Annotated in this window: 19 protein-coding genes; 12 read left to right on the top strand and 7 right to left on the bottom strand. The window is 45.6% G+C overall.

Going from position 1 to position 23,837, the window contains the following annotated elements:
- The first annotated feature begins 186 nt into the window (after nucleotides 1-186).
- The 5 genes from A1OO_RS08920 (at nucleotide 187) to A1OO_RS08900 (ending at nucleotide 6,557) form a co-directional block, all read left to right on the top strand.
- Nucleotides 187-2,334, top strand: coding sequence for a marine proteobacterial sortase target protein (locus A1OO_RS08920; RefSeq protein WP_017002767.1), 2,148 nt, complete (start codon nucleotides 187-189; stop codon nucleotides 2,332-2,334).
- Nucleotides 2,331-2,996, top strand: a complete 666-nt coding sequence (locus A1OO_RS08915; RefSeq protein ID WP_017002766.1) for a class GN sortase — start codon at nucleotides 2,331-2,333, stop codon at nucleotides 2,994-2,996. Before A1OO_RS08920 ends, A1OO_RS08915 begins: the two co-directional genes overlap by 4 nt.
- Before the next feature lie 423 nt (nucleotides 2,997-3,419).
- Complete coding sequence (locus A1OO_RS08910) at nucleotides 3,420-3,953, top strand: phosphotransferase-like protein (RefSeq protein WP_017002765.1); 534 nt, start codon at nucleotides 3,420-3,422, stop codon at nucleotides 3,951-3,953.
- Between the two features lie 121 nt (nucleotides 3,954-4,074).
- Nucleotides 4,075-4,536 (top strand): GNAT family N-acetyltransferase, encoded by a 462-nt coding sequence (locus tag A1OO_RS08905; protein ID WP_017002764.1) that lies wholly within the window; start codon nucleotides 4,075-4,077, stop codon nucleotides 4,534-4,536.
- A gap of 965 nt (nucleotides 4,537-5,501) precedes the next feature.
- The gene (locus A1OO_RS08900; RefSeq protein ID WP_241819079.1) at nucleotides 5,502-6,557 is read left to right on the top strand and encodes an FUSC family protein; all 1,056 of its coding nucleotides are present in this window, start codon (nucleotides 5,502-5,504) and stop codon (nucleotides 6,555-6,557) included.
- Here A1OO_RS08900 and A1OO_RS08895 read toward each other — a convergent pair.
- The 4 genes from A1OO_RS08895 to fba are packed head-to-tail and all read right to left on the bottom strand — an operon-like array spanning nucleotide 6,554 to nucleotide 10,608.
- Nucleotides 6,554-7,465 (bottom strand): inositol monophosphatase family protein, encoded by a 912-nt coding sequence (locus A1OO_RS08895; RefSeq protein ID WP_017002761.1) that lies wholly within the window; start codon nucleotides 7,463-7,465, stop codon nucleotides 6,554-6,556. The two genes, A1OO_RS08900 and A1OO_RS08895, sit on opposite strands and share 4 nt — an antisense overlap.
- Nucleotides 7,466-7,504: 39 nt before the next feature.
- Nucleotides 7,505-8,557 (bottom strand): class 1 fructose-bisphosphatase, encoded by a 1,053-nt coding sequence (locus A1OO_RS08890; protein ID WP_017002760.1) that lies wholly within the window; start codon nucleotides 8,555-8,557, stop codon nucleotides 7,505-7,507.
- A 10-nt stretch (nucleotides 8,558-8,567) separates the two neighbouring features.
- Entirely contained in the window at nucleotides 8,568-9,494 is a 927-nt protein-coding gene (locus A1OO_RS08885) for a phosphoribulokinase (protein ID WP_017002759.1), read from the bottom strand.
- Between the two features lie 49 nt (nucleotides 9,495-9,543).
- A complete protein-coding gene (fba, locus tag A1OO_RS08880; protein ID WP_017002758.1) occupies nucleotides 9,544-10,608 on the bottom strand; it encodes a class II fructose-bisphosphate aldolase in 1,065 nt (354 codons plus the stop codon).
- A gap of 529 nt (nucleotides 10,609-11,137) precedes the next feature.
- Between fba and A1OO_RS08875 the strand changes: the two genes are divergently transcribed.
- The 5 genes from A1OO_RS08875 (at nucleotide 11,138) to A1OO_RS08855 (ending at nucleotide 17,397) form a co-directional block, all read left to right on the top strand.
- Complete coding sequence (locus A1OO_RS08875) at nucleotides 11,138-12,556, top strand: form I ribulose bisphosphate carboxylase large subunit (RefSeq protein ID WP_016962144.1); 1,419 nt, start codon at nucleotides 11,138-11,140, stop codon at nucleotides 12,554-12,556.
- Between the two features lie 61 nt (nucleotides 12,557-12,617).
- Nucleotides 12,618-12,977, top strand: a complete 360-nt coding sequence (locus A1OO_RS08870) for a ribulose bisphosphate carboxylase small subunit (protein WP_016962143.1) — start codon at nucleotides 12,618-12,620, stop codon at nucleotides 12,975-12,977.
- Between the two features lie 108 nt (nucleotides 12,978-13,085).
- Complete coding sequence (locus A1OO_RS08865; RefSeq protein WP_016962142.1) at nucleotides 13,086-13,907, top strand: CbbQ/NirQ/NorQ/GpvN family protein; 822 nt, start codon at nucleotides 13,086-13,088, stop codon at nucleotides 13,905-13,907.
- A 33-nt stretch (nucleotides 13,908-13,940) separates the two neighbouring features.
- Nucleotides 13,941-16,436, top strand: coding sequence for a nitric oxide reductase activation protein NorD (locus A1OO_RS08860; protein WP_017002757.1), 2,496 nt, complete (start codon nucleotides 13,941-13,943; stop codon nucleotides 16,434-16,436).
- A gap of 67 nt (nucleotides 16,437-16,503) precedes the next feature.
- On the top strand, nucleotides 16,504-17,397 hold the full coding sequence (locus tag A1OO_RS08855; protein WP_016962140.1) for a LysR family transcriptional regulator: 894 nt from the start codon (nucleotides 16,504-16,506) through the stop codon (nucleotides 17,395-17,397).
- A 126-nt stretch (nucleotides 17,398-17,523) separates the two neighbouring features.
- Here A1OO_RS08855 and A1OO_RS08850 read toward each other — a convergent pair whose 3' ends face one another.
- Both A1OO_RS08850 and A1OO_RS08845 read right to left on the bottom strand, forming a co-directional pair.
- Nucleotides 17,524-19,611, bottom strand: coding sequence for an ATP-binding protein (locus tag A1OO_RS08850; protein WP_017002756.1), 2,088 nt, complete (start codon nucleotides 19,609-19,611; stop codon nucleotides 17,524-17,526).
- Nucleotides 19,608-20,801, bottom strand: coding sequence for an FIST signal transduction protein (locus tag A1OO_RS08845; protein ID WP_017002755.1), 1,194 nt, complete (start codon nucleotides 20,799-20,801; stop codon nucleotides 19,608-19,610). Before A1OO_RS08845 ends, A1OO_RS08850 begins: the two co-directional genes overlap by 4 nt.
- Nucleotides 20,802-20,955: 154 nt before the next feature.
- On the opposite strand from A1OO_RS08845, the gene A1OO_RS08840 reads away from it, so the two are divergent.
- Entirely contained in the window at nucleotides 20,956-21,597 is a 642-nt protein-coding gene (locus A1OO_RS08840; RefSeq protein WP_017002754.1) for a hypothetical protein, read from the top strand.
- Between the two features lie 115 nt (nucleotides 21,598-21,712).
- On the opposite strand, the gene A1OO_RS08835 is transcribed toward A1OO_RS08840, so the two are convergent.
- Entirely contained in the window at nucleotides 21,713-22,123 is a 411-nt protein-coding gene (locus tag A1OO_RS08835; protein ID WP_017002753.1) for a hypothetical protein, read from the bottom strand.
- Nucleotides 22,124-22,398: 275 nt separating this feature from the next.
- On the opposite strand from A1OO_RS08835, the gene ccoN reads away from it, so the two are divergent.
- On the top strand, nucleotides 22,399-23,826 hold the full coding sequence (ccoN, locus tag A1OO_RS08830; RefSeq protein ID WP_016962134.1) for a cytochrome-c oxidase, cbb3-type subunit I: 1,428 nt from the start codon (nucleotides 22,399-22,401) through the stop codon (nucleotides 23,824-23,826).
- Nucleotides 23,827-23,837: the final 11 nt, after the last annotated feature.

Here is a 23,837-nt window from a genome sequence, read left to right as displayed (position 1 = left end):
CGTTTGTTCACTTAGCAATATAGCCAGTAATGCGTTTATTAGTCGAACACATAACGCACTATAACTTTTAGTGTTGGCTTGCCATAATCTTGCCACATTTGTTCTTTATTCATCCTTAATTGCCCCCCGAAAGTGACAGATTGTTTTGGTGTAATAAGCCCATCAAAAACGATACAGGACGTGGCAATGTTAACCCTGACATTCATTCGAACTCACTTCTTTCAAGGGCCAACCTCTGATTGGCTGCTCACCGCACTACTCATCTTTCTCATGCCTGCACTGGCTTTCGCTGCAGAAGAAGAAGGAGGCTTATACATTCAGTCAGCAAATAGTGAATCGACGTTGTGGACAGAAGCACCCCAGTTTTCAACCGATGCCAGCATGGTGATTAATGGGTTGATCAATCGCGTAGCCGTTAGGCAGGTATTTTCTAATCCAACCGAGGATTGGGTCAACGCGCGGTATCTATTCCCGTTGCCACAAAATGCCGCCGTTGATCGGTTAAGAATTCGCGTCGGCGAACGTGTTATCGAAGGCGAAATTCAAGAAAAGCAGAAAGCCCGAGAGATCTTCAATCAAGCGGCTGCCATCGGCAAGAAAGCATCATTGATTGAACAACACCGTTCAAATCTGTTTTCAACGCAGATGGCAAACATTGCACCGAACGAGACCATTATCGTTGAGATTGAATATCAAGAAACGCTTCACTATGAAGATGGAGAATTCAGTCTTCGCTTTCCAACCACGTTTACGCAGCGCTATATACCTGGGTTGCCACTGTCTTCAGTATCGGAAAGTCATGCACCTAATCTTGACGAGACGCGACGAGAGCAAGCCAGTGAAACCATTAAGCCGGCTTCGTCAGCATTGGCTGATCTTCAAAACGGCTGGGCAGAAGCAACGGCTCAAGTGACCGATGCCAACGAAATATCCTCTGAATACAGAGATCCATTAATCGATGACGCTATCGCATTTAATCTCGATATTGACCTCAACATGGGGTTGCCTGTCGGGTTAATCGAAAGCCAAACAGGAAACATCAACGTTGTTGAAGTTACGGCCGGTCGCTATTCGGTCACTCTCAGTGAAATGGCGATTGCAGATCGAGATTTCGAACTGTCATGGCGTCCGTTAGCAGGGGCAGAACCAGTGGCTGCGATGTTTGTTCAACACGGCGACAATGAAAATTATGGCCTGCTAATGGCGATGCCGCCGCAATCAAAAACGTCTAACCCGATCCCCCAAAACATCACCTTAGTACTGGATACTTCGGGTTCTATGTATGGTGATGCGATGGACCAAGCCAAAGAATCGGTTATCTATGCGTTGAGCCGCTTAGATTCTGACGACTATTTCAACCTGATCGTGTTTAACGACAAAGCCAAGCGTTTGTCAGCCAATGCGTTACCAGCGAACAATGACAATATCCAAAATGTCATTCGCGGCGTTAAACGTTTGGAAGCCGATGGCGGTACGGAAATGGTCGATGCCGTTACGCTTGCCTATGATTCTGCCGCTCTGGATGGCTACTTAAATCAAATTGTATTTATCACTGATGGCGCCATTGGCAACGAAGAGGAACTGTATCGTCTGATTGACCAAGGGCGAGGAGACCGCCGCTTATTTACAGTAGGCATCGGCTCAGCACCTAACAGTGCGTTTATGCAGCGTGCGGCAGTCAGTGGCAAGGGTACGTTTACGCATGTCAGCAGTTTGAACGAAGTGAATGCGGTTATGAAGCCTCTTTTTGACAAGTTATCAAGCCCGATAATGAAAGATATCGACGTGAAATGGCAAAATGGAAAGCCCGTTGATGCTTGGCCCTCGCCATTTTCCGACCTCTATCAAAGCCAACCGTTAACCTTGGCGTTTGCTATCCCTGAAGATGCCGAGACGCTGACGCTAAGTGGTCAATTGACAGATGATGAATGGACGTATGAGATCAGTCTGGCAGACATCAATGCGGAAAAGGCGAATGGCATTGACGTGCTTTGGGCTCGTAATCAGATCGAAAGCATTACGCTCAACCAGGCGCTAAATAACGAAGTGAAAAAGTCTCGTATCACGCAGCTTGGGCTGGATCACCACATCGTCACTAAACACACTAGCCTTGTTGCCGTTGATAAAACCCCAAGTCGACCAATGAGCGAGACGGCCACGCCGCATCAAATAGCACCTCATCAACCCAAGAACGTACAACCCTTGTTACAAAGTGGGCTGGGTAGTACTGGGTTAGTTATTCTCGGGTTTTGTATGGTCTTTATGAGTCTATCAGCGTGGTTAATGACGGGGCGTAGACGAGAGTTTTCCTTTGAAAAAGGGCGCTTATTATGAATAAAGGGATTCGCCGTTTTTTACCGCAAACACCGGCACACTGTTTGCTCATTGGCACAGTGACATGTGGCGCGATTTTGATGGCTAATGGACTGTATATCAAAGCCAAGGCGCAGTTGGCACAAGTTCTTATCAGCCATGCCTGGGAGCAACAAAAGCTAACCGGTGACAACCACAAACCTTGGCCGTGGGCAGACACATATCCGATAGCGAAGCTGTCAATGCAAGATCAAACGTCTAATTGGGTGTTGTCTGGTGCGAATGCGCGAAACCTTGCGTTTGGACCGACGTTACAAACACAAACCGCCGCACCTGGTAGAAAAGGGAACGTGGTGGTCTTTGGTCATAACGACACCCATTTCTCGGGGCTGGCCTCGTTAACTCTAGGGGACGAACTCAACCTAGAAACGCGTGCGGGAACCAAGCTGTACTATCAAGTGACGAATGTGGCCGTCGTGCATGAATCGGAAACTGAGTGGGCAGCCAATACGGCAGATGATCGTATCACACTGATCACATGCTATCCGTTTGATTCATTAACATTTAACGGGCCAATGCGGTATATTGTCGTCGCTAAACCGATTGACCCTGAAATTGGCTTAGATGATTTCTCCCCAACGGAATTTTATACTCGTCACCACACGAATAAGTTGTGGCTTTAAATACCTTAACCATAACGCACTATAACTTAAAAGTATGCATCTAAAACTAATCAAATACCGAGGATTAAACACGGTAAGTCCCTGACGGAAAGAAAGAGGGGATTCGAAGTTAAGCTAAACACCAAATAAACAGAATTTTACTTTCCATTCTTATTTGTGATATTGCCTTGGTTTGATTAATAGTACTAATTAACAATACTATAGGCCGATTTTTAGCTGTCTGTGATTTGATGTACGGGTTGGAAATATCCTGATAAAGCATAGTGTTTCACTGTTGCAACACTATGTGTATGGCTCGCATTTTTAACGCTGATTGAGTGGTATTTCTTTCTAAATTTACCGTTTAGGAAAAAGATGTAATCAAGGGCATATTGTTTCATTGCAACATGCGATCACTCTTAACTTTCAGCGGTATACGACCTTATGATTAAACATCTTATCGTACTTGATGGCCCTTCAGGGGCTGGTAAAACATCGCTAGCAAGAGAGCTTCAAGAGCAGCTTTTAAATGATAACTGGCTCTATTTTTCTTTAGATACTTTCACCTCTACGTTGCCAGTTTCAGTGTTAGCACAATGTCAGTCAGAAAACGATTGGCAAGACGTCGACTCAAGCACCTTGCTGCAGAACGCGCTGCTATGTGTCGACACGTTACTAAAAGCAGGGAACAACGTCATTTTCGATTCCGTTATTTCCACCTCAAAGCGTGCATTACAAATCGATCTCGCGTTCGAACAGCATGACCGTTTCTACGTCGGTGTGCATTGCGAACTTTCAGAACTGGAACGTCGTGCGGCCGCACGAAATGATCGTACCATTGAACAAGCCAGACATAGCTTTGCAACCGCACCAATGCACCTTATCTACGATTTGGAAATCGACAGCACCTCAACTTCAGTAAAAGAACTCGCCACTATTGTTGCTGCCACTATGTATGAGCAAAAACACGACGTGTAATCGATGAATTTCATTTTATCGCCCAGGTTTTGAACCTGGGCATTCCAACAGAGCGTCTCTTTTTATAACCAACATACTTTGTTAATGTATTGAATATATAGAAATACGCGGTTGGAAAACGATGACCTTTATTTATCTCGCAGACAGACCTGAGTTTCTGCCGCTTGTCGCCAAGTGGTACTTCAATGAATGGGGCGCACTCTCAAACGCGTCACTAGAAGATTTCACGAACAAGCTCAGTGACTACCTCAACACCGATAAAATCCCACTACTTGTTCTCGCCATGGACGGAGACATTGCCGTCGGTGCAGCGCATTTACGCTTCCATGAAATGAATATCTACCCAGACAAAGAACATTGGTTAGGAGGTGTATATGTTGATTTCCCATATCGAGGAAAACATATTGCCTCAGCGCTTGTCACCATGATCGAAGAAATCGCATTAACGAATGGCGTTCAACAACTACACCTACAAACCGAACAACTCGACGGCGGCTTATACGCGAAGCTGGGTTGGCAGGAGATTGAGCAAGTTGAAAGTCGGGGAGTCGATGTATCAGTGCGGGTTAAGTCGTTAACTTGATAGATAAATTAAAGTGTTACCGCGTCACTTTTTGGATGATTTCTTACTAAACTATGTCTACAAAATCGATAAATTACACAGGTAGGAAATCTAAAAATATCTCGCTCATTGCTAAATAGTCATATTGCCATCTCGATAATATACATTTTATGATATGACTGGCCAGCTTACCGATGGGCTATCCGCATGCAATTTTGATGATTTAATTGAGCATCCGCATAAGTTGAGCGGGTCTTTAGCTGGTCAGCGTTTGAAATGTTGCCAGAAAATGAAGGTAGTTTATGCAAGAGAGCTGATATTGAATATAAAGCGTGTGTTCGCATTTATCGAATAAGTGGCACGAGAGTTAAAATAAACCGTAGCAGCCGGTTTTAATACTTCCATTTATCCCGCGTCGGTATCCACGTTTTATAAACAGCTAATGCAGTTAGCAATGGTTCAGAGCATCGCGAACTCCAAGCGCGAGCAAGTGAATCCAGTTGACGAAAACATTCAATCTGCCGAACACCAAAGAACATGACAACAAAGTTAGAACCAAAATCGCAATCCGCACAAACCAAAAAGAAACATCAACGGCACAACGCCAACAAAGATCAAACAGACAAAGCTTAAAGTCGCTGAAAGAATGAGCAATAGACCAGATAAACGCCAAACCGCACTATGTTATCATTCACACCACACTACGCATTATGTATATTATGTTAAATAAGATATGCAGTAGCGTGAAATGTGCTTCCCTCATGCCATCAAGTCCTCTCTTTACTCATTAGATTCAGTCTATTGAACGTAATTGTCTATTTACCATAAAGTATATAATTACTAGCGTATTAAGAAGTTCATCTGGAAACTGGTTCCAACTGACTTCTTCATCACCTAACAATTATAAGTAACAAGCAGCTGGCAGCTTAACTTATTTCAAAACATCATCGGCTCGTTGTTTTGAAAAGCACGCCGGATGCTTGATAGTGAAACACGTTCGGCCAACCGTATTTCTCGACGCTTTCTATACTCATCTTACTCCGTTCATCAGCACAGAATTTGATATGTTTCCCTATGAGCGAGCCAGAGGCTTACTTTTTTCTTTGGGTATGAGTCTGCCGATTTTGTATGGCGCTCTCGCTCAAGATTATGTGCGAGCTGCCTTTATGACATTGGGCGCGCTTTTGGCGTTGTTGCTCGACCCACGCAGCCAAGCACTCAAACAAATGGCAGCTATCGTAATCGGCGTGCTCGCCGTCATTGTCTCTGCCGCTTTAGGTTTGACTTTGGTTGGCCATTCTCAACTTGCCATCGCAGCTCTGATGATCTTTGGCTTCCTTGCTGGTCAACCCAAACCCGAACATGCCTATTGGGGATTACTCGGCAAATATCTCGCCACGGCATTGCTGCTAGCCCAATTGGGTTTTCCCGCTTCGGCATCCATTGGCATCGCGTATTTTGCCGGCGCCTTGCTAGCCTTAATGCTGATTCTCTTGCAAGGATGGATGTACAAAACAGATGAGATTGCGCATTCACCCAACAACGAATTTTTCCAAATCATTAAGGGAGACACCAATGGACCTTTATATGGACTCACTTTACCCCTAACGATACTGGCCGCTACCATTAGCGCGGATTGGATGCATGTGACTCAGCCTGGCTGGGTTGGCTTGACCATATTATTTGTCATGCATATTGATGATCGACTTTCATGGCACCATCTTTGGGATCGTATTCTAGGCACCCTTTTGGGAATTTTGATTGCCTATATTGCGGTTCGTTATATTGACCAAATTGGCTTGGCCATCGTTGTTGCCTTGTTTGCTTTTTGGATCCCGTACAGTCTGCGTAAAAGCTATTTACTTTTCAGCCTCGTCATCACGGTGACTGTGATGGTGGCAATAAACTTCGCCTTGTTACCTAAGGGTGATTTACAACTGATGAGTTGGCGCTTCCTCGATACTTTAATCGGTTGCTTTTGGGTGGCTATCGCGCTCATCATGACTCATGGGCTCCATGCGCGAAAAGCAAAACTCGACTAGTCGATCTGAAGTTTTAAGCGTAAGTCTCCCCGACCGTTAAGCCAATCTCGCCATTGGCGGTAACAATCCGGATCAATTGCAGCGATGACACTTCGTGGCGCCAAGCTTTTTTCAAAAACAGGTTTGCCGTCAAAACTTGATGAACACCCGCCTGCTTCTCGAAGTATCAATTCGCCCGCGGCGTAATCCCAAAGCATCTGACTGCCATGCAGATAAACCTGACACCGACTGGCCGCTATCCAACACCAATCAAGTGCGCTTGCACCGAAACTTCGTTGAGAACGATACGGCGGATCTATTGCGAGTATCGATGCCAAGTTAGTCGGTAGGCGTTTAAAATCTATCAATGCTGAGGCATGATTTAGTGAATTGTTGAACATGACTCTTGGTCGTAATATTTGTCCATTGAGATGTGCGCCACTTCCTTGGAAAGCAAAAAACGATTCATCTCGATTTGGGTCATGCACCAGACTCAACACCACCTTGCTTTCAACCACCAACGCCAAAGATGTACAAAAGTACGGGATGCCGGCGGCAAAATTTCCCGTTCCATCAATGGGATCTAACACCCAAGCTGCGCTGTCTAAGTACGTTATTACTGATGCATGCTGTTGCGAAGTTTGCTCCTCGCCTAATACAGGAATGTGAGGCCAGTAACTCGTTAACGTCTCGATCAAACGCTGCTGCATTTGTTTATCAGCAAGCGTTACCAGTGAGTCATCTTCTTTGTGTGAAACCTCTTGTTGATAGGCGTTCAAAGCAAACTTAGGTAACATTATGTCTTGGGCAGCTTGGCTGACAATATCTCTCAGTACCTGCCAAGCTGTGCCAATTGGCATGTTAAGTAGCTGCTCTACGTGGTCATGTGTCAGTACTTCGTTTCTCTGACTCTCTGTTCGGCAGTCCATAACACCTCCGGTGTGATATCAGCGCCATAAAAATCGGAATCAATTAGCCTCTTGTCGAAATGGTGACTCTGACTCTATTTCTTCATCCATTTCAGTGTGATAGCGGTCAATGCGATCTACTTCTTCCTTTGCGCCGAGCATAACGGGAATACGTTGATGAAGTTTATCCGGGCAAACTCCCATCACTCTTTCACGACCCGTTGTTGAAGCGCCGCCCGCTTGTTCAATGATAAAACTCATCGGGTTGGCTTCGTACAATAAGCGCAACCTTCCCTCTTTTACATTCTCTCTATTGTCTCTGGGGTACATGAAAATGCCGCCGCGCATCAGAATTCTGTGAACTTCTGCCACCATGGATGCTACCCATCTCGTATTGAAATCTCGTCCTCGCGGACCATCTGCTCCAGCAACAACTTCATCGATGTAGCGTTTAACGGCTGGTTCCCAGTGACGCTGATTGGACATATTGATTGCGAATTCACTGGTCGATTCTGGGATTTGCAACTTTGGGTGCGTCAAGATGAACTCGCCAATATCTTGGTCGAGTGTGAACCCGTTAACCCCCTGACCTGTCGTGAGCACCAAATTCGTTGCGGGACCATAAAGCACATATCCCGCGCAGACTTGCCGAACGCCAGGTTGTAGAAAGTGCTCTTCACGTGGCGCAGAAATGTTTTCTGGGCAACGCAAAATCGAAAAAATAGTACCTATCGAAACATTAACCTCGGTGTTTGAAGAACCATCCAGCGGATCAAAAACCAACAAGTATTTTCCCGTGGGGTATTTCGAGGGGATGGGATAGACCTCTTCCATCTCTTCCGAGGCCATACCTGCGAGATGACCCGACCATTCCAGTGCGCGTAACATGATGTCGTTAGAGATAATATCGAGTTTCTTCTGTGTCTCACCTTGAACGTTTTCAGTTTCGGCGCTGCCAAGAACGTTAATCAGTTGGCCGCGATTTACGTCATCTGATATTTCTTTGCACGCGGTGACAATGGCACTGAGTAACAAAGTAAACTCCCCAGTCGATTCTGGAATTCGGCGCTGCTCTTCGATAATAAAGCGTGTAAACGTCATGCCCTTTCTCATACTGAACTCCTTAAATTGCTGGCTCGCGTTTGGCGAATCTGTCATGGGTTGTGGCAACACTTACACGATTTGAACCGTTCAAAACCAGCTCTTCGATCAGTGGCTGCATAATCAACTCCATCGCTAATCCCATCTTGCCGCCTGGGACGACAATGTTGTTGCGACGTGACATAAATGAACCATGAACCATGTTGAGCAGATTCGAAAAATCGACGCCCGTTTTCTTTGGATCTCTAAAGCGAATCACTACCATGCTTTCATCCAACGTAGGAATATCACGGGCGATAAATGGGTTAGAGGTATCCACCATAGGAACACGCTGAAAATTGATATCCGTTAGTGAAAACTGTGGCGTAATAAAGTGCACATAATCATGCATGCGACGAAGAATGGTGTCCGTCACGGCTTCACGGCTGTAACCCCGCACATGTGTGTCACGATGAATTTTCTGTATCCATTCTAAATTCACAATGGGAACCACACCGATCAACAAATCGACAAACCGCGCCACGTTGCTTTTCTCTGTCACCACTCCGCCATGCAAACCTTCATAGAATAAAAGATCAGAGCCTTCAGGAATGGGTGTCCAAGGCGTAAACGTCCCGACTTTCTGGCTGTGAAGCAATGCTTCTTCTTCATTGTGAATGTAGTATCGACGAAGTGCCGTGCCCGATTCAGAATAGGCTTTAAAGGTTTTTTCGAGCTCAACGAAATCATTGCCGTCGGAACCAAAATGACTCAAATTTTTGCCTTTTTCGTAAGCGCGTTTTAGCCGCTCGCGCATCTCGACTCTGTCATAGCGGTGATAACTATCGCCCTCAATCACTGCGGCATCAAAATGATTGCGACGGAATATTTGCTCCATGGCATTTTTCACCGTCGATGTCCCTGCTCCAGATGATCCTGTCACAGCAACAATAGGATGTTTAACTGACATAATTGCACTCCTTGGCGTATTTCTCGTATTTTCAATCTCTAATCCTGATTCAATGGAAAGACGGCGTTAGCTCGCCATTTGCATAACGAAATGCCATGACCTCTAAATTTGTTGGCGTGATTTTTGATGCCATTCCTGCGCAACCAAATGCCTCATAGCGTTCTTGACAGAGTGTTTGCATGGCTTGTGTTGCGGCGGACAGAAACTTACGCGGATCAAAATTGCTAGGATTGTTCGCTAGAAAACGTCGCACAGCACCAGTGCTTGCCATGCGAAGATCGGTATCTATATTGACCTTTCGCACGCCATGTCTAATGCCTTCAACAATTTCACTGACGGGAACGCCATAGGTTTCTCCCATTTCGCCGCCATGTTCGTTGATAATTTCTAGCCAGTCTTGAGGGACAGAGGAAGAACCATGCATGACCAAGTGCGTGTCGGGGATCATCGCATGTATGGCTTTGATTCGGTCAATGGCAAGAATATCGCCCGTTGGCGGTCGGCTAAATTTGTATGCGCCATGACTGGTGCCAATGGCAATGGCCAACGCATCAACCCCTGTTTGTTGAACAAACATTAAGGCTTCTTCAGGATCGGTCAGCAACTGATCGTGACTAAGTACACCTTCAGCACCAGAGCCATCTTCTTCTCCGGCTGTGCCGGTTTCCAGTGATCCCAAACAACCCAACTCGCCTTCTACTGACACACCACCAGCGTGTGACATCTCAACGACTCGACGCGTGATATCGGCGTTATATTCATAACTCGCTGGCGTTTTCATGTCTTCCAGCAACGAGCCATCCATCATGACGGAGGTAAATCCTTGCTGAACAGACTGAAGGCAAACGGCCAGTGAAGCGCCGTGATCTTGATGTACCACAATCGGAATAGAGGGCCATTGCTCAACAGCCGCCAACATAAGATGACGTAAAAAGCCTGCGCCAGCATAAGTTCGCGCCCCAGCCGATGCTTGCAAAATGACAGGACTGTCACACGCTTCTGCGGCCTGCATGATAGCGTGAACTTGTTCCATGTTATTCACGTTGAACGCCGGAACACCGTAACTGTGCTCGGCTGCGTGGTCGAGTAATTGCCTTAAGCTGATCAATGCCATTATTCTCTCCTTGCTTGCTGTATTTGAAAATTTTTATCTGAAAATAGCCTCTGTCATATTGTATTAATCATCACTATTAATATATTTGGCTTCTATTTTATATTTGATAAATAGATGACAAATTGGTTTAAAAAATATAAAACTTTAAGCAATATGCATTCCCCTAGTGAAATCACAATAAGGGTGAAACGTCACTCACACCAATCAGAAATAACAAAGATAAGGATAAGCTACACTTATAAGCCATGTAGATACTGAGTTATATGATTTAAAATCAATGACTTGATAATCCACCAGCACAGTGGGAATTCACTTTTGTCTAATGTGGGATGATAAAAACCCTCCTATATAAATCAATAAGATAGTGATAAGTACCTCTCAGAATATATATCACCACCCTACTCGATATTAATATTTATCGTAGGTATAAGTAGATGCTATTTCACTTCAATCTCTTTATCACCAACAATTAAACCAAGCCAACAAGTGGATGGCGAAACAGTCTCCAAATACATAAAAGGAAAATATTATGGCTAAAAGTTATCAAGCTGGCGTGAAGGATTATCGCGATACATATTGGATGCCTGACTACATACCCGCAGATACTGATATTCTCGCCTGCTTTAAAATTGAGCCTCAACCGGGTGTCCCTCGCGAAGAAGCCGCAGCAGCAGTTGCGGCAGAATCATCAACAGGTACGTGGACAACGGTATGGACAGATCTACTTACCGATCTCGACTACTACAAAGGACGTGCCTATGCCATTGAGGATGTGCCTGGAGACGATACCGCTTTTTATGCTTTTGTGGCTTACCCCATCGATCTGTTCGAAGAAGGCTCAGTGGTCAATGTGCTGACTTCTCTCGTGGGTAACGTATTTGGCTTTAAAGCACTGAGAGGTTTGCGCTTAGAAGACGTGCGCTTCCCAATTGCTTATGTGAAAACCTGTGGCGGACCGCCAAATGGTATTCAAGTTGAGCGCGACAAAATGAACAAATATGGACGCGCCCTGCTTGGCTGCACGATTAAACCAAAACTGGGCCTTTCCGCCAAGAACTACGGACGAGCTTGCTATGAAGGCCTACGCGGAGGGCTTGATTTCACCAAAGATGATGAGAATGTTAACTCTCAACCCTTTATGCGCTGGCGTGATCGATTCGAATATGTCGCGGAAGCCATTCATCGCGCTGAGCGAGAAACTGGCGAACGCAAAGGACATTACCTCAATGTTACCGCCGCTACTCCAGAAGAAATGTACCGCCGTGCCGAGTTCGCCAAAGAACTCGATATGCCCATCATCATGCATGACTTCCTGACGGCAGGTTTTACCGCTAACACGGGACTCGCGAACTGGTGCCGCGAGAATGGCATGTTGTTGCACATTCACCGAGCGATGCACGCCGTATTAGATAGAAATCCGCGTCATGGCATTCATTTTCGGGTGCTGTCGAAATGTCTTCGTCTATCAGGCGGTGATCACCTTCACTCAGGAACCGTGGTGGGTAAACTCGAAGGAGACAGAGAAGCGACGCTGGGTTGGATTGACATCATGCGTGATCGTTTCATTAAAGAAGATCGCTCACGAGGTATTTTCTTCGATCAAGATTTTGGTTCTATGCCCGGCGTATTACCCGTGGCTTCAGGGGGAATCCATGTATGGCATATGCCGGCGCTGGTGTCGATTTTCGGTGATGATGCCATCTTCCAATTTGGTGGAGGCACACTCGGTCACCCTTGGGGTAATGCAGCAGGTGCAGCGGCAAACCGTGTTGCATTAGAAGCCTGTACGCAAGCGAGAAACGAAGGCCGTGAACTTGAGCGCGAAGGGAAAGACATTCTTACCGCCGCCGCCAAACATAGCCCGGAATTAAAAGCGGCGATGGAAACATGGAAAGAGGTCAAATTTGAATTTGATACCGTCGACAAGCTGGATGTCGTTCATGCCTGATCCTCTGTCGATTATGCATAACGTGAAGAGTGACAATACCAAGTATTAAAGGAGCCATACCATGAGCGAAGTGATGGATTACCCGTCGCGTTTAACGGACAAACATAGCCGAAAATTTGAAACGTTTTCTTATCTGCCGCGGATGACCGCCGAGCAGATCCGTCGACAAGTGCAATACATTGTCAGCAAAGGTTGGAACCCTGCTATTGAGCATTCGGAGCCAGAGGAAGCCAGTGGTGCGTATTGGTACATGTGGAAGTTGCCGATGTTTGGTGAAACTGATGTGGATACCATTCTCAACGAGGCACAGCTTTGCCATAACTTAAACCCTGATCACCACGTGAGATTAGTGGGATACGACAACTTGGCGCAAAGTCAGGGGGCATCGATGGTGATTTATCGGGCCCCTGGTTTCGAATAGCCAATTTTTTCATGATAAGTCCTTTGACTGGGCAGAGTATTCTATCCACTCCCGTTCTGACCCAGTCCTTTTTCCCGCCAAGATGACATCACAACACGGAGGCCAGTAATGACTCAACCAATACAAGCGATGCCTTCGCATCATCAATACACCATTGACAAAGAACCCTACTATCAGGAAGCAGGTGACGAGATTACGCTATATCAAGCCGCCTATCAGTCCCGTATTCCTATGATGCTAAAAGGTCCTACAGGCTGTGGGAAAACGCGTTTTATTGAACATATGGCATGGCGTTTAGGTAGACCATTAATTACCATTTCCTGCCATGAAGACATGACGGCTTCTGATCTTATTGGCCGCTACTTGCTTGATGCCAACGGAACATATTGGCAAGACGGTCCGCTTACCCTCGCTGCTCGTATAGGCGCAATTTGTTATCTCGATGAAGTGGTTGAAGCTCGGCAAGATACCACGGTCGCGATTCACTCGCTGACAGACTATAGGCGATCGTTATCGTTAGAAAAGAAAGGCGAACTGCTAACCGCTCATCCAGATTTCCAGCTGGTGATTTCTTACAACCCCGGCTATCAGACCTTGATGAAAGATCTGAAAACGTCCACCAAGCAGCGCTTTGCCGCGTTGGAATTTACCTATCCTGACGAAGAAACCGAAATGCAGATTGTCTGTCATGAAACTGGCATTGATCAAGATACAGCGCGTCGGCTCATTCAAATCGCGCGTCATGCCAGAAACCTAGTGGGACATGGGTTAACCGAAGGCATTTCTACACGGCTTCTGGTTTACACCGCTCAACTGATCTCTCAAGGGATACCTGCCATTTCAGCGTGTCATATGGCCCTAGTTCGTCCATTGAGCGATGACCCTGATATTCGTGAGACCTTGGATGCGACCGTATCGGGATGCTTCTAACTAAATAAGAGGTTGATTGAGGGAGCGAAGACCATGACAAACGAGCCAGTTTTATCTATTCAGCAAACCAAGGCAATGTTGCAAAGCCATGGTGCCCTTAACACGCTTGTAAATGAAGCTTTAGATAATGCTCAACGCTTATTTAGTCCGGATGAGTTGCGACAATATTTGAGTGAAATTGAACAATTTATCGCTAATAAACAATCAAATATATTCATTCAAGCTTGGGTTTATTCTATCCCTAACGTTTATCAATATCATCATGGTGACACAAGTGACAATGTCACTAAAAACGTTCTACATAGCTTGTCTGAACTGGGGCAATGGGTCAGTGCAGAGCGATTGATTCAGTTTCTGGAGTCCTTACCGAAGGTAGCGCCCCACGTAAACTCATGGGAAGAATTCACTGCATATTTGGCACTCATTGAAACGTTGGCTTTAAAGGCGCCACGCAATCTAAAAACGCTATTGGACAATGCGCCGATGTTGTTAGATGTGTTGCCCTTATCTGGTTTCAAGTATTGGGCTAATTTTGGGGTAAACGCCCATGCAAACAATGCTGCGGCTATTGATGCTTACTTTTCATTATCATCGACAGAAAGCCAAACCGTGCTTCAACAACAACGTCGTGGGACACTATTTTCTGACATTCAGCGACAATTACAGTTTTTCTTACGCGCCGTTTGGGGTAAAGAATTCTTCATGCGGCCTATTGCCAGCTGCTATACGGCCATTAGCAATATTGATAGATATGCCATTGAAGATTCAACAAACGCGAAAGTAAATTCGGGTGTGATTAGCAACGCTGTCGCCACGATTGAAAATGGCGTTATTCTTCTACCGGATGCTATCGATAGCGATGACCATTCAAACTCACCGTCATTGCCTTGTCGCAAATCAGAAAAGCAAGTGTATCGCGCGATGGCAGCCCATTGTGCCGCTCATCTTCGATATAGCCGCCCTCGTGTCAGTAAAGAGTACAACGCCCTTGAACGTGTATGCATTGAATTGTTTGAAGATGCCCGCGTTGAAGCATTGGCGATACGGATATTCCCGGGTCTTAAATCACTGTGGTTAGGGCTTCACCGTCAATCTTCGCCTCTACTTTCAATACGACAGTCTCCACAACAATCTTCAAACCCTATGTTAACGCTTCAATGTATCAGCGTCGCTTTACTCAATATGGACATTGAAGAAACACATCCTCACCCGCTCGTTGAGTTATCACTCAGAAAATTCACAGCATTGATGAACCGTGACATGCCTGATGGGCACTTTGAAGGTATTGAACAGTTAGGCTGCTGGCTGGCTAGTGAGCTTAAGGTTATAGATGAATGTGAAAGGTCAGTCGCCCCATTGTCATTGCGCCCATTTGTCGTCTATCGAGACGACAATCAATACCTTTGGCGAAAAACAACTGCTGATATCATTCGGTGGGAGATCCAACACCAACGCCAGGTTAAACGAACGGTCTCTGTCATGGAGATGGTGAACGAAATTGACTGCGAATTGGCAGATGAAAACGCGCAAGAAATTTGGGTGCTGGAATCTGAGTTTTTCCGAGATGGCGATCCGGAAAATGTCAGCATGAATGAACAAGAAGCAAAAGAACGGACCTCTCCGCCATTTTTCTATCCAGAATGGGACTACGGCTTAGATGCGCATCGTCCTGCATGGGTAACCCTCACAGAGAGACGCGTACCTAAGGGTAATGCTGAAGATATCGACCGTATTATTGCCAAACGTCAAATCTTGGTACGAAGAATTAAGGCTATGGTAGAAGCGCTGCAACCTAAAGGCTTAATTCGGTTACGCAAGCAATATGAAGGCGATGGATTGGACCTAGACGCGGCCATTGAAGCCATGAAAGAGCTTAGACGTGGCGCACTCCCAGACATGAACATTGATCAGCGCCTTAAACGCCAAGAACGAGACCTCGCTGTATTGGTACTACTCGACCTTTCACAATCAACACTTGATGCTATCCCCAACGACATTGAGAGCCGCACCATTCTCAATGTCGCTCAAGAAGCTACGGTCATGTTGGCAAGCGCACTAGATGGTATTGGTGATGCGTTTGCCATACACGGGTTTTCATCAAATGGAAGGCATGATGTCCAATATCAGAGAGTAAAAGACTTTGAAGATGAATACGATGATGCTGCCAAATCACGGCTAGCGGGCATAAAAGGCGGCCTATCGACACGCATGGGCGCAGCGTTGCGTCATGCCAAAACATTTTTGGCTGAACAACCACAACGTAAGAAACTACTGTTATTGGTGAGTGATGGAGAGCCTGCCGACATTGATGTTCGTGATCCGCTTTATCTTCAAGCCGATACCCGACGTGCAGTCGAGGAGCTTTGCAGTCAGGGCGTCATTCCCTATTGCCTGACGATCGATCCGAACGCGGACAATTATGTCTGTCAGGTCTTTGGGCAAGGTCATTACACTGTAGTGGATCGTGTGACGCAACTGCCCGATGTTCTTCCAAATCTGTTTGCCTCTCTTACCAAGCGAGCGGGTTAGAGAGCGTTCTTTTCAGTACATAGGGAATGACTGAAACAACACGTGCGGATTAAGACAAGGACGTATTATGCATCTGACCCTGCGACAACTGAACATCTTCCAAGCGGTAGCAACGCACTCTAGTTATACACGAGCCGCCGAAGAGCTACATCTCACGCAACCCGCTGTGTCTATGCAGATTAAGCAACTCGAAGACAACATTGGCTTGGCCTTGTTTGAGCAGCTAGGTAAATCCTTGTTTTTGACAGAGGCCGGTGAAGAACTGCTTGGCTATTGCGAGCGGATATCTCAGCAACTGCGTGATGCAGAAGATGTCTTTGATAGCATGAAGACGCTTTCTACTGGCAAGTTGAATATTACCGTCGCCAGCACAGCCAATTACTTTGCAGCGCGTTTACTCGCTTCGTTTTCCCAGCAACACCCTGACATCAAACTCAGTCTCAAAGTGACCAATCGAGAAAACCTATTGAAAGATCTCAAGAGCAATGGCTGTGATTTAGCCATTATGGGAAAGCCACCAGAAGAGCTTGAATTGAACGCGACGGTATTTATGGAAAATCCCCTTGTTGTTGTCGCGCCAGTTAATCATCCACTTTGCCAAGAAACCAACATACCGCTGTCACGCATTGCTAGAGAGCCCATGGTCGTTCGTGAGCAAGGTTCAGGAACACGTTTTTCCATTGAGCGTTTTTTCCACAATCACGGATTATCGTTAATTGTCGCGGCAGAAATGAGCGCGAGTGAGGCGATTAAGCAGGCAGTATCTGCGGGATTGAGTTTGGGGATCGTGTCGAGTCATACCATTGAGCTTGAATTGGAGGCAAACCGACTGAAGGTACTTGATGTTGAGAATATGCCGATAATACGGCACTGGTATCTGGTGCACCGAAAAGAAAAGAAACTGTCTCCGATTGCCATAGCGTTTAGAGATTACTTACTGCGGGTTGCACCAGATCTGTAGTGACATCAGACCAAAAAGCATCATAAAAATCCTAACTCAATGTATTAAAATACAAAAAATAGGTGACGGCGTCACTAATAAACAGGTGAGATGCGTTCAAATTATTCCTAAAGTAACCTGAATCGCTTAGGTTGTAGCATCACCAGATACGTGACGTTGTAACGTCTGTCTAAGCACGACAGAGCGGATTGGCTTGGTAACGAAATCATCCATCCCTGCTTGAAGACACTTCTCTTTATCTTCATTCATGGCATTAGCCGTAAGTGCAATAATCGGCAATTGACATCCTTTCGCACGAAGCTGCTTTGTTGCCTCTATGCCGCAAAGCACTGGCATCGACATATCCATTAAAATAATATCAAACTGGGTTTTGCCCTCGTCGATCATATCAATTGCCTCTTGACCATTGTTTGCCACTACAACGTGATGACCCGCTTTTTCCAGCATCAATTTGACGACCATTTGGTTTGCTTTGCTGTCTTCTGCAACCAATATATTCATTGGCTTCAATTTGCTCTCTTCCGACTTGTCTTTATGTACGATTTCTTGTGGCAACGGTTTGATCAAAGGAATATCAATATAGAACGTCGTACCCACACCCGGTTGACTGTCAAAGTCGATAGACCCTTTCATCATCGATACCAGTTTCTTACAGATAGAAAGGCCTAACCCTGTACCACCGTATCGGCGTGTGATACTGCCATCCGCCTGAGTAAAAGGCTGGAAGATATCTTTCTTCCTATTATGGCTTATGCCAATGCCCGTATCTTTTACGGCAAGCTTGAGTGTGTTCCCCTCGGCGTGCATGAAAACCTGCACTTTTCCTGTCTCAGTAAACTTGACTGCATTGCCTACAAGGTTCAACAATATTTGCGTAAAACGGTTCCCATCTTGATAGATGAGCTTGGGCACGTTGTCAGCAACCTCAACGTCCAACTTGATGTCTTTGCCCGAAGAGACTTCTTTCAGTTGATTAAACACCACCGTGACGCTTTCTCTTGGATTGATGTTCTCTGGGTGCAAAGCAAACCGATCTGACTCTACACGCGATAAATCAAGTACGTCATTGATAATCGTCAGAAGCAGTTGGGCAGACTTGTCCATTTGTAACACCCACGATTCTTGCTCTTCATTGATGGGTGATTGTTGTAGTGCATCTAACAACCCCATCACGGCATTGAGGGGCGTGCGGATCTCATGACTCATCATCGCAAGAAACTGAGATTTTGCCGCGTTAGCAGATTCTGCTTGCTGCCTGGCTTGTTGCAGCTCATGCAGACGCTGCTTCCGTATCGTGATGTCTTTTGCGGTGCCCCGAAAACCCATGCAGTTTCCGCGTTTATCATAGTAAGGCCGACCAGAAAGGCTTATCCATTGCTCCGCCCCTTGGTTGTAGACTTTCCACTCGACTTCAGAGAATGGCTCCTCTACTTGAATTAAATCGAGCAGTTTATTTTTGACGTCAGGTTGTCGATTGAGTTGACCCATGATCGCCTGAGGCTCGGCTGATAACGATTCGTTGGATGGAGAAGAGAGATACGTAAACTGCAGATTGTTATTAATTTCCCAGAACCAATCACCGGCTGTTTTTGCGAAGTCCCTAAAGCGCTGACGACTCGCTGTCAATTCTTGCGTCTTGACCGAAACAAGGCACTGCAAACGCTCTCGATAGTCGATATCAATAATGGTGCGTTCAATCAACGGGCGAAAACGCTCGATAACTTGCTGCGCTTTGGTATCAAAACCGCCCCTATTGGAAGAAAATAGCAATAGTATTGATTCGCTGGCGTTGACTGTCATACCCGTGATCAGGGCAGATCGGCAGGATTCAAAATCTATCGGCTCCAACAAGCTAAATTCTTGAACACGCTCTGGGGCATATAAAATGACAGTCTGACCGTTCACGCAACGTGAAAATGTTCCACCGTCTCGCCAATGAAATTTCTCCACTTCATGAGACGTCGACACTAAACAGGAATATCTGTCTTCGGTATCTTTGTTACGCGTAAGCACCAAAGCATTATCAAACGCGACATAACGTTCAATCACTTTAAGTAGCGTATTGAACACTTCAATTTTATTGCTGGCACCAGACATCGCAGAGATCGCAGAAAGGATGGCGCGATTCTCTTCTTTGAATTTATGTTCTCGTTCTTCAACGCGATTTAATTCAAATAACGTTTCCTGTAACTTCTCTGATACAGCGCTTGTCATAACTCATCCTTGTGAAACAAAACTGCAGAGATCATCAAATTTCCATGAGCAATCTCTCCTCCAAGAAACTGCCCTTGCTCACCAAACGTAAATGGGCAGATGAAAGGAGCTTGGTGCATAGACAAACTCATGTTCGCCGCAACATCGTTCAATGAATCTCTTACGTGGAGCATACACCCTGCACAATAGATGGCGATGCCTCCGATTGGATCACGGGGGTTTTTGTCATGGTCATTGGCAGAATCAACAACGCGACCTGCACGGGAAACCAGCATTTCTGTGGTTCCAGACATAAAATGTACGGTTTCACCCTCACCGAGGTTACAGAACATTTGGATGCCACCGTCCTCCGACACAGACGCAGGATGCGAGAGTGTGTAATACGGCATTCCATGGATTATTCCCGTTTGGCGACCTAAGGGAAACAAGGTTGACTGAGCGAACAAATCGTCGTTATCAATGACTCTTCCTGTCGCGCTCTGAAACCAGTTCGCATAAACCTCTGCGGCAGGCTGACCGTTTAATTCCAACAAGGTTCTGCCGTCTATTCGTGTTGCCACAGCACTGTCCCCTAGCGGGGCATATCCACTATGGAATGAATAGCTGACCCGAGCAGACGGAAAAAACACCGCCATGGCAATGCCATTACTCGTGACGTTGTCACTATCAAACAGTGACCAATTGCCGCTCACGCCATCATCGGCAGCGGTACCACCGATAATGGGGACGTTTACGCCTAACTCACTGGTGATCGCGCGGAGTATGGTTTCTTCATGTCCTGGCGTGGTATGGAGTGTGATAAGCGCAGGGAGCTCTCCAGGACGACCACTACTATCAATGGCGCGTTGGAGCACCTGCTTAGCTTGCAAAAACACGTCGTTTTCTGAGGATAAATTGCACAGCGCGCTGCCATAGGCACCAGATTCATCTTGAACTGCCCAAGCTGCAATGTTGTGGCCACCCACGTAGCCTTTATCTGTCATCGTGCCTCTGCATGACGAACACCCTATGATATAGGTATCAGGAAATTGCTTCTTAAATTCATTTTTGATGCTTTGGACGTCTTGGGTTTCGGTGTAGTAGACAAGCATCAGCGAAGGAGACGAGATTTTCTTGCGAATCTCTTCCTTGATAGCCTTGACGGCAGAAGCGGCATTTAAATCGGTAGACGACGATGTCGCAATTCTCATGGGTGATTTCTATAGTGTCGCGGCAATTAAATTAATAATAGCGTTCTCCCTTCTGCTATGACCAGTCTTTCGCTTCATTCTTTTCGTTTAATCACTGAATTCTCTATTAATAGACGATAGAATTGTGACATTGTAAGTCAAAATTTTGCTCGCGATGGACAGCCAGCTATATCTCGTCATTAATACACAGCAACCTCTTGGTCAACGTATAAGCAAGCGATTGGCCGAAAAAGGAAATATCGTCGTCTATCTGACTGATGACGATCAAGAAGGCTATGCCATTGCGGCAGAAGAACCTAGGGTGCGTTACCGCTATTGCTCACCGAAGAATCAAGCCATGCTTGCAGAAGAAATAGAATGGACACAACGCTGCGTATCATTAATCGATGGCATTGTGGTCATGGTCTCAGAGTCCGAAATCGAAGACATTCAGATGCCACTTGATGAGCGATTTTTTTCTTGTGCTCGACCTCAAAATACTTCCTCAGAACTTTCACAAGAGCCGCTGCAAGAACTCAGCATTACTTATGTCATTGTTGCCCAGAAGCCTCAAGCGCCCGACTCACTTAAAGCATTACATTTGGCTTTGTGTTCACGCGCACATGATGACGAAAAATGTAATGGATTTAGAGTCAACTATGTTTTGGTGTCGTTAAATGACAAGGACGAAGAGGATAACGACACAACACAGAGCGATATTGCAACGAGTGCGTCAAATCTGACACATTACTTGACCTCACAGCAGGCTAAAGCGGTACATCGACAAGCTTTCTACTTTAAGAATTCCTCAGATTGATTTGCAGTAAAAAAGCCATCTGTCGCTGCTTTTTTACTAGATTCAGTCAATTCGATCAAAATAGTCATCCAATAGCCAAAATGTTAACTTAAATCGCACAAACATTAATTTAATGTTAAAAGTTAATTTCTATTTGATCTTGATCAATGTGCAAAATGAATTTATGCGCTGCCCCATATTTAACACTGTCAGGTAAAGCATAAATATAAGCACGTTTATTACCCATTACGATGACTTCATGCGCAATCAAAACACTATTATCTGAATCTAAATTCACTTGCAAAGACGACGGTGTTGCTGGTGAGAAAACCACCACAGAACCCCCTGCATCCCCTTGTTTATCATATTGAATATGAACCTTTTCACCTTTCAGTGAAACTTGGCATTTATCCGCCAACATCGTGCAAGTAAGTGTGTTTTTTGAACTAGAATAGTCAATGGTTCGCCAAACAAAAGCAGCAATAAGTACAGCCATAACGACTAATATTTGTATTAAACGAGCGGTGGTTAATTTTTCTGCAGCCATAAGATCTTTACTTTTCCCGTGTTACAGAGCTCAAAGTTTTAATATAAATGTTACCTAAGGGTAAACCGTCTGTGGGTAGAGGCCTGTATTTAACTGATTAAGTGAAGTATTATCGATACCGAAAATGCCACTTTTACAAAGAAATAGCAATGGAATGCATCAAGTGGGTATAAATCAATCACTATTCGCATTGCATTGCTCCTGGGTGGCATTGTGACGTAAAAGTCACGTTGTTTTTACGTGAGTGTAGTAATCAAAAAGTGGAAGCATGCAATATGAGCCAAGATAAGCAGCTTGAACTGGAATACAACTACCGCGTTGTCCGTCAATTTACCCTAGTAACAATATTGTGGGGCATTGTGGGCATGGGTGTTGGTGTTCTCATTGCATCTCAGTTGGTATGGCCCGCGCTAAACTTCGATATTCCTTACCTGACATATAGCCGACTAAGACCACTGCATACCAATGCAGTCATCTTTGGTTTCGGTACAAGTGCATTGTTCGCAACGTCTTACTACGTTGTTCAGCGCACATGTCAAACGCGTTTATTCGGAGGCAAGCTGGCTGAGTTTACCTTCTGGGGTTGGCAAGCAGTTATTCTGTCTGCAGCAATTTCGTTACCGTTGGGTTATACCACCAGTAAAGAATATGCAGAATTGGAATGGCCAATCGATATCTTAATAGCGGTTGTATGGGTCGCATACGCTGTGGTTTTCTTCGGAACCATGATTAAGCGAAAGACATCCCATATTTATGTCGCGAACTGGTTTTTCGGAGCCTTCATCCTAACCGTTGCGGTGTTACATATCGTCAACAGTATGGCGATCCCTGTTTCAGGCATGAAGTCTTATTCGATTTACGCCGGTGCCATTGATGCCATGATTCAGTGGTGGTACGGACATAACGCCGTAGGTTTTCTTTTGACCGCTGGCTTCTTGGGTATGATGTATTACTTTGTCCCTAAGCAAGCAGGTCGCCCAGTTTATTCCTACCGTCTATCGATTGTGCATTTCTGGGCGCTAGTATCGCTCTACATTTGGGCGGGTCCTCACCACCTGCACTACACCGCACTTCCAGACTGGACTCAGTCTTTGGGTATGGTTATGTCGATCATTCTGTTTGCTCCTTCTTGGGGTGGCATGATCAACGGTATCATGACGCTATCTGGTGCTTGGCATAAACTTCGTTATGACCCAATCCTTCGCTTCTTGATCGTATCTCTGTCGTTCTACGGTATGTCTACGTTCGAAGGGCCAATGATGGCCATTAAGACAGTGAATGCCCTATCCCACTACACTGACTGGACCATTGGTCACGTACACTCAGGTGCTTTAGGCTGGGTTGCGATGGTATCGATTGGTGCTGTTTACCACCTTATTCCTAAATTGTTTGGTCAAGAGCGTATGTACTCTTTGAGCCTAATTAACGTTCACTTCTGGCTCGCAACCGTCGGTACTGTTTTGTATATCGTCGCGATGTGGATTTCAGGTGTAATGCAAGGTCTGATGTGGCGTGCGGTGAATACTGACGGAACATTGACTTACAGCTTCGTTGAGTCGCTGGAAGCTTCTTACCCGTTCTATTTTGTTCGCTTTGTTGGTGGCGTTATCTTCCTTTCAGGCATGTTTTTGATGGCATACAACGCCTACAAAACCATCACTGCGCCGGAAGCTAGCTTGAAAGCCATTGAAGAACCCGCATAAGGAGACCAACG

The organism is Enterovibrio norvegicus FF-33, assembly GCF_000286835.2.
Lineage (GTDB): Bacteria > Pseudomonadota > Gammaproteobacteria > Enterobacterales > Vibrionaceae > Enterovibrio > Enterovibrio norvegicus_A.
This window is presented reverse-complemented; position numbering and strand designations above follow the sequence as displayed.

Excerpts from the sequence above, each read along its gene's own strand:
- A1OO_RS08845 (WP_017002755.1), bottom strand. The coding sequence starts at position 20,801 with ATGAGAATTGCGACATCGTCGTCTACCGATTTAAATGCCGCTTCTGCC.
- A1OO_RS08915 (WP_017002766.1), top strand. The coding sequence starts at position 2,331 with ATGAATAAAGGGATTCGCCGTTTTTTACCGCAAACACCGGCACACTGT.
- A1OO_RS08860 (WP_017002757.1), top strand. The coding sequence starts at position 13,941 with ATGACAAACGAGCCAGTTTTATCTATTCAGCAAACCAAGGCAATGTTG.
- A1OO_RS08905 (WP_017002764.1), top strand. The coding sequence starts at position 4,075 with ATGACCTTTATTTATCTCGCAGACAGACCTGAGTTTCTGCCGCTTGTC.
- A1OO_RS08870 (WP_016962143.1), top strand. The coding sequence starts at position 12,618 with ATGAGCGAAGTGATGGATTACCCGTCGCGTTTAACGGACAAACATAGC.
- A1OO_RS08895 (WP_017002761.1), bottom strand. The coding sequence starts at position 7,465 with ATGGACTGCCGAACAGAGAGTCAGAGAAACGAAGTACTGACACATGAC.
- A1OO_RS08875 (WP_016962144.1), top strand. The coding sequence starts at position 11,138 with ATGGCTAAAAGTTATCAAGCTGGCGTGAAGGATTATCGCGATACATAT.
- A1OO_RS08910 (WP_017002765.1), top strand. The coding sequence starts at position 3,420 with ATGATTAAACATCTTATCGTACTTGATGGCCCTTCAGGGGCTGGTAAA.
- ccoN (WP_016962134.1), top strand. The coding sequence starts at position 22,399 with ATGAGCCAAGATAAGCAGCTTGAACTGGAATACAACTACCGCGTTGTC.
- fba (WP_017002758.1), bottom strand. The coding sequence starts at position 10,608 with ATGGCATTGATCAGCTTAAGGCAATTACTCGACCACGCAGCCGAGCAC.
- A1OO_RS08920 (WP_017002767.1), top strand. The coding sequence starts at position 187 with ATGTTAACCCTGACATTCATTCGAACTCACTTCTTTCAAGGGCCAACC.
- A1OO_RS08890 (WP_017002760.1), bottom strand. The coding sequence starts at position 8,557 with ATGAGAAAGGGCATGACGTTTACACGCTTTATTATCGAAGAGCAGCGC.
- A1OO_RS08835 (WP_017002753.1), bottom strand. The coding sequence starts at position 22,123 with ATGGCTGCAGAAAAATTAACCACCGCTCGTTTAATACAAATATTAGTC.
- A1OO_RS08865 (WP_016962142.1), top strand. The coding sequence starts at position 13,086 with ATGACTCAACCAATACAAGCGATGCCTTCGCATCATCAATACACCATT.
- A1OO_RS08885 (WP_017002759.1), bottom strand. The coding sequence starts at position 9,494 with ATGTCAGTTAAACATCCTATTGTTGCTGTGACAGGATCATCTGGAGCA.
- A1OO_RS08855 (WP_016962140.1), top strand. The coding sequence starts at position 16,504 with ATGCATCTGACCCTGCGACAACTGAACATCTTCCAAGCGGTAGCAACG.
- A1OO_RS08850 (WP_017002756.1), bottom strand. The coding sequence starts at position 19,611 with ATGACAAGCGCTGTATCAGAGAAGTTACAGGAAACGTTATTTGAATTA.
- A1OO_RS08840 (WP_017002754.1), top strand. The coding sequence starts at position 20,956 with ATGGACAGCCAGCTATATCTCGTCATTAATACACAGCAACCTCTTGGT.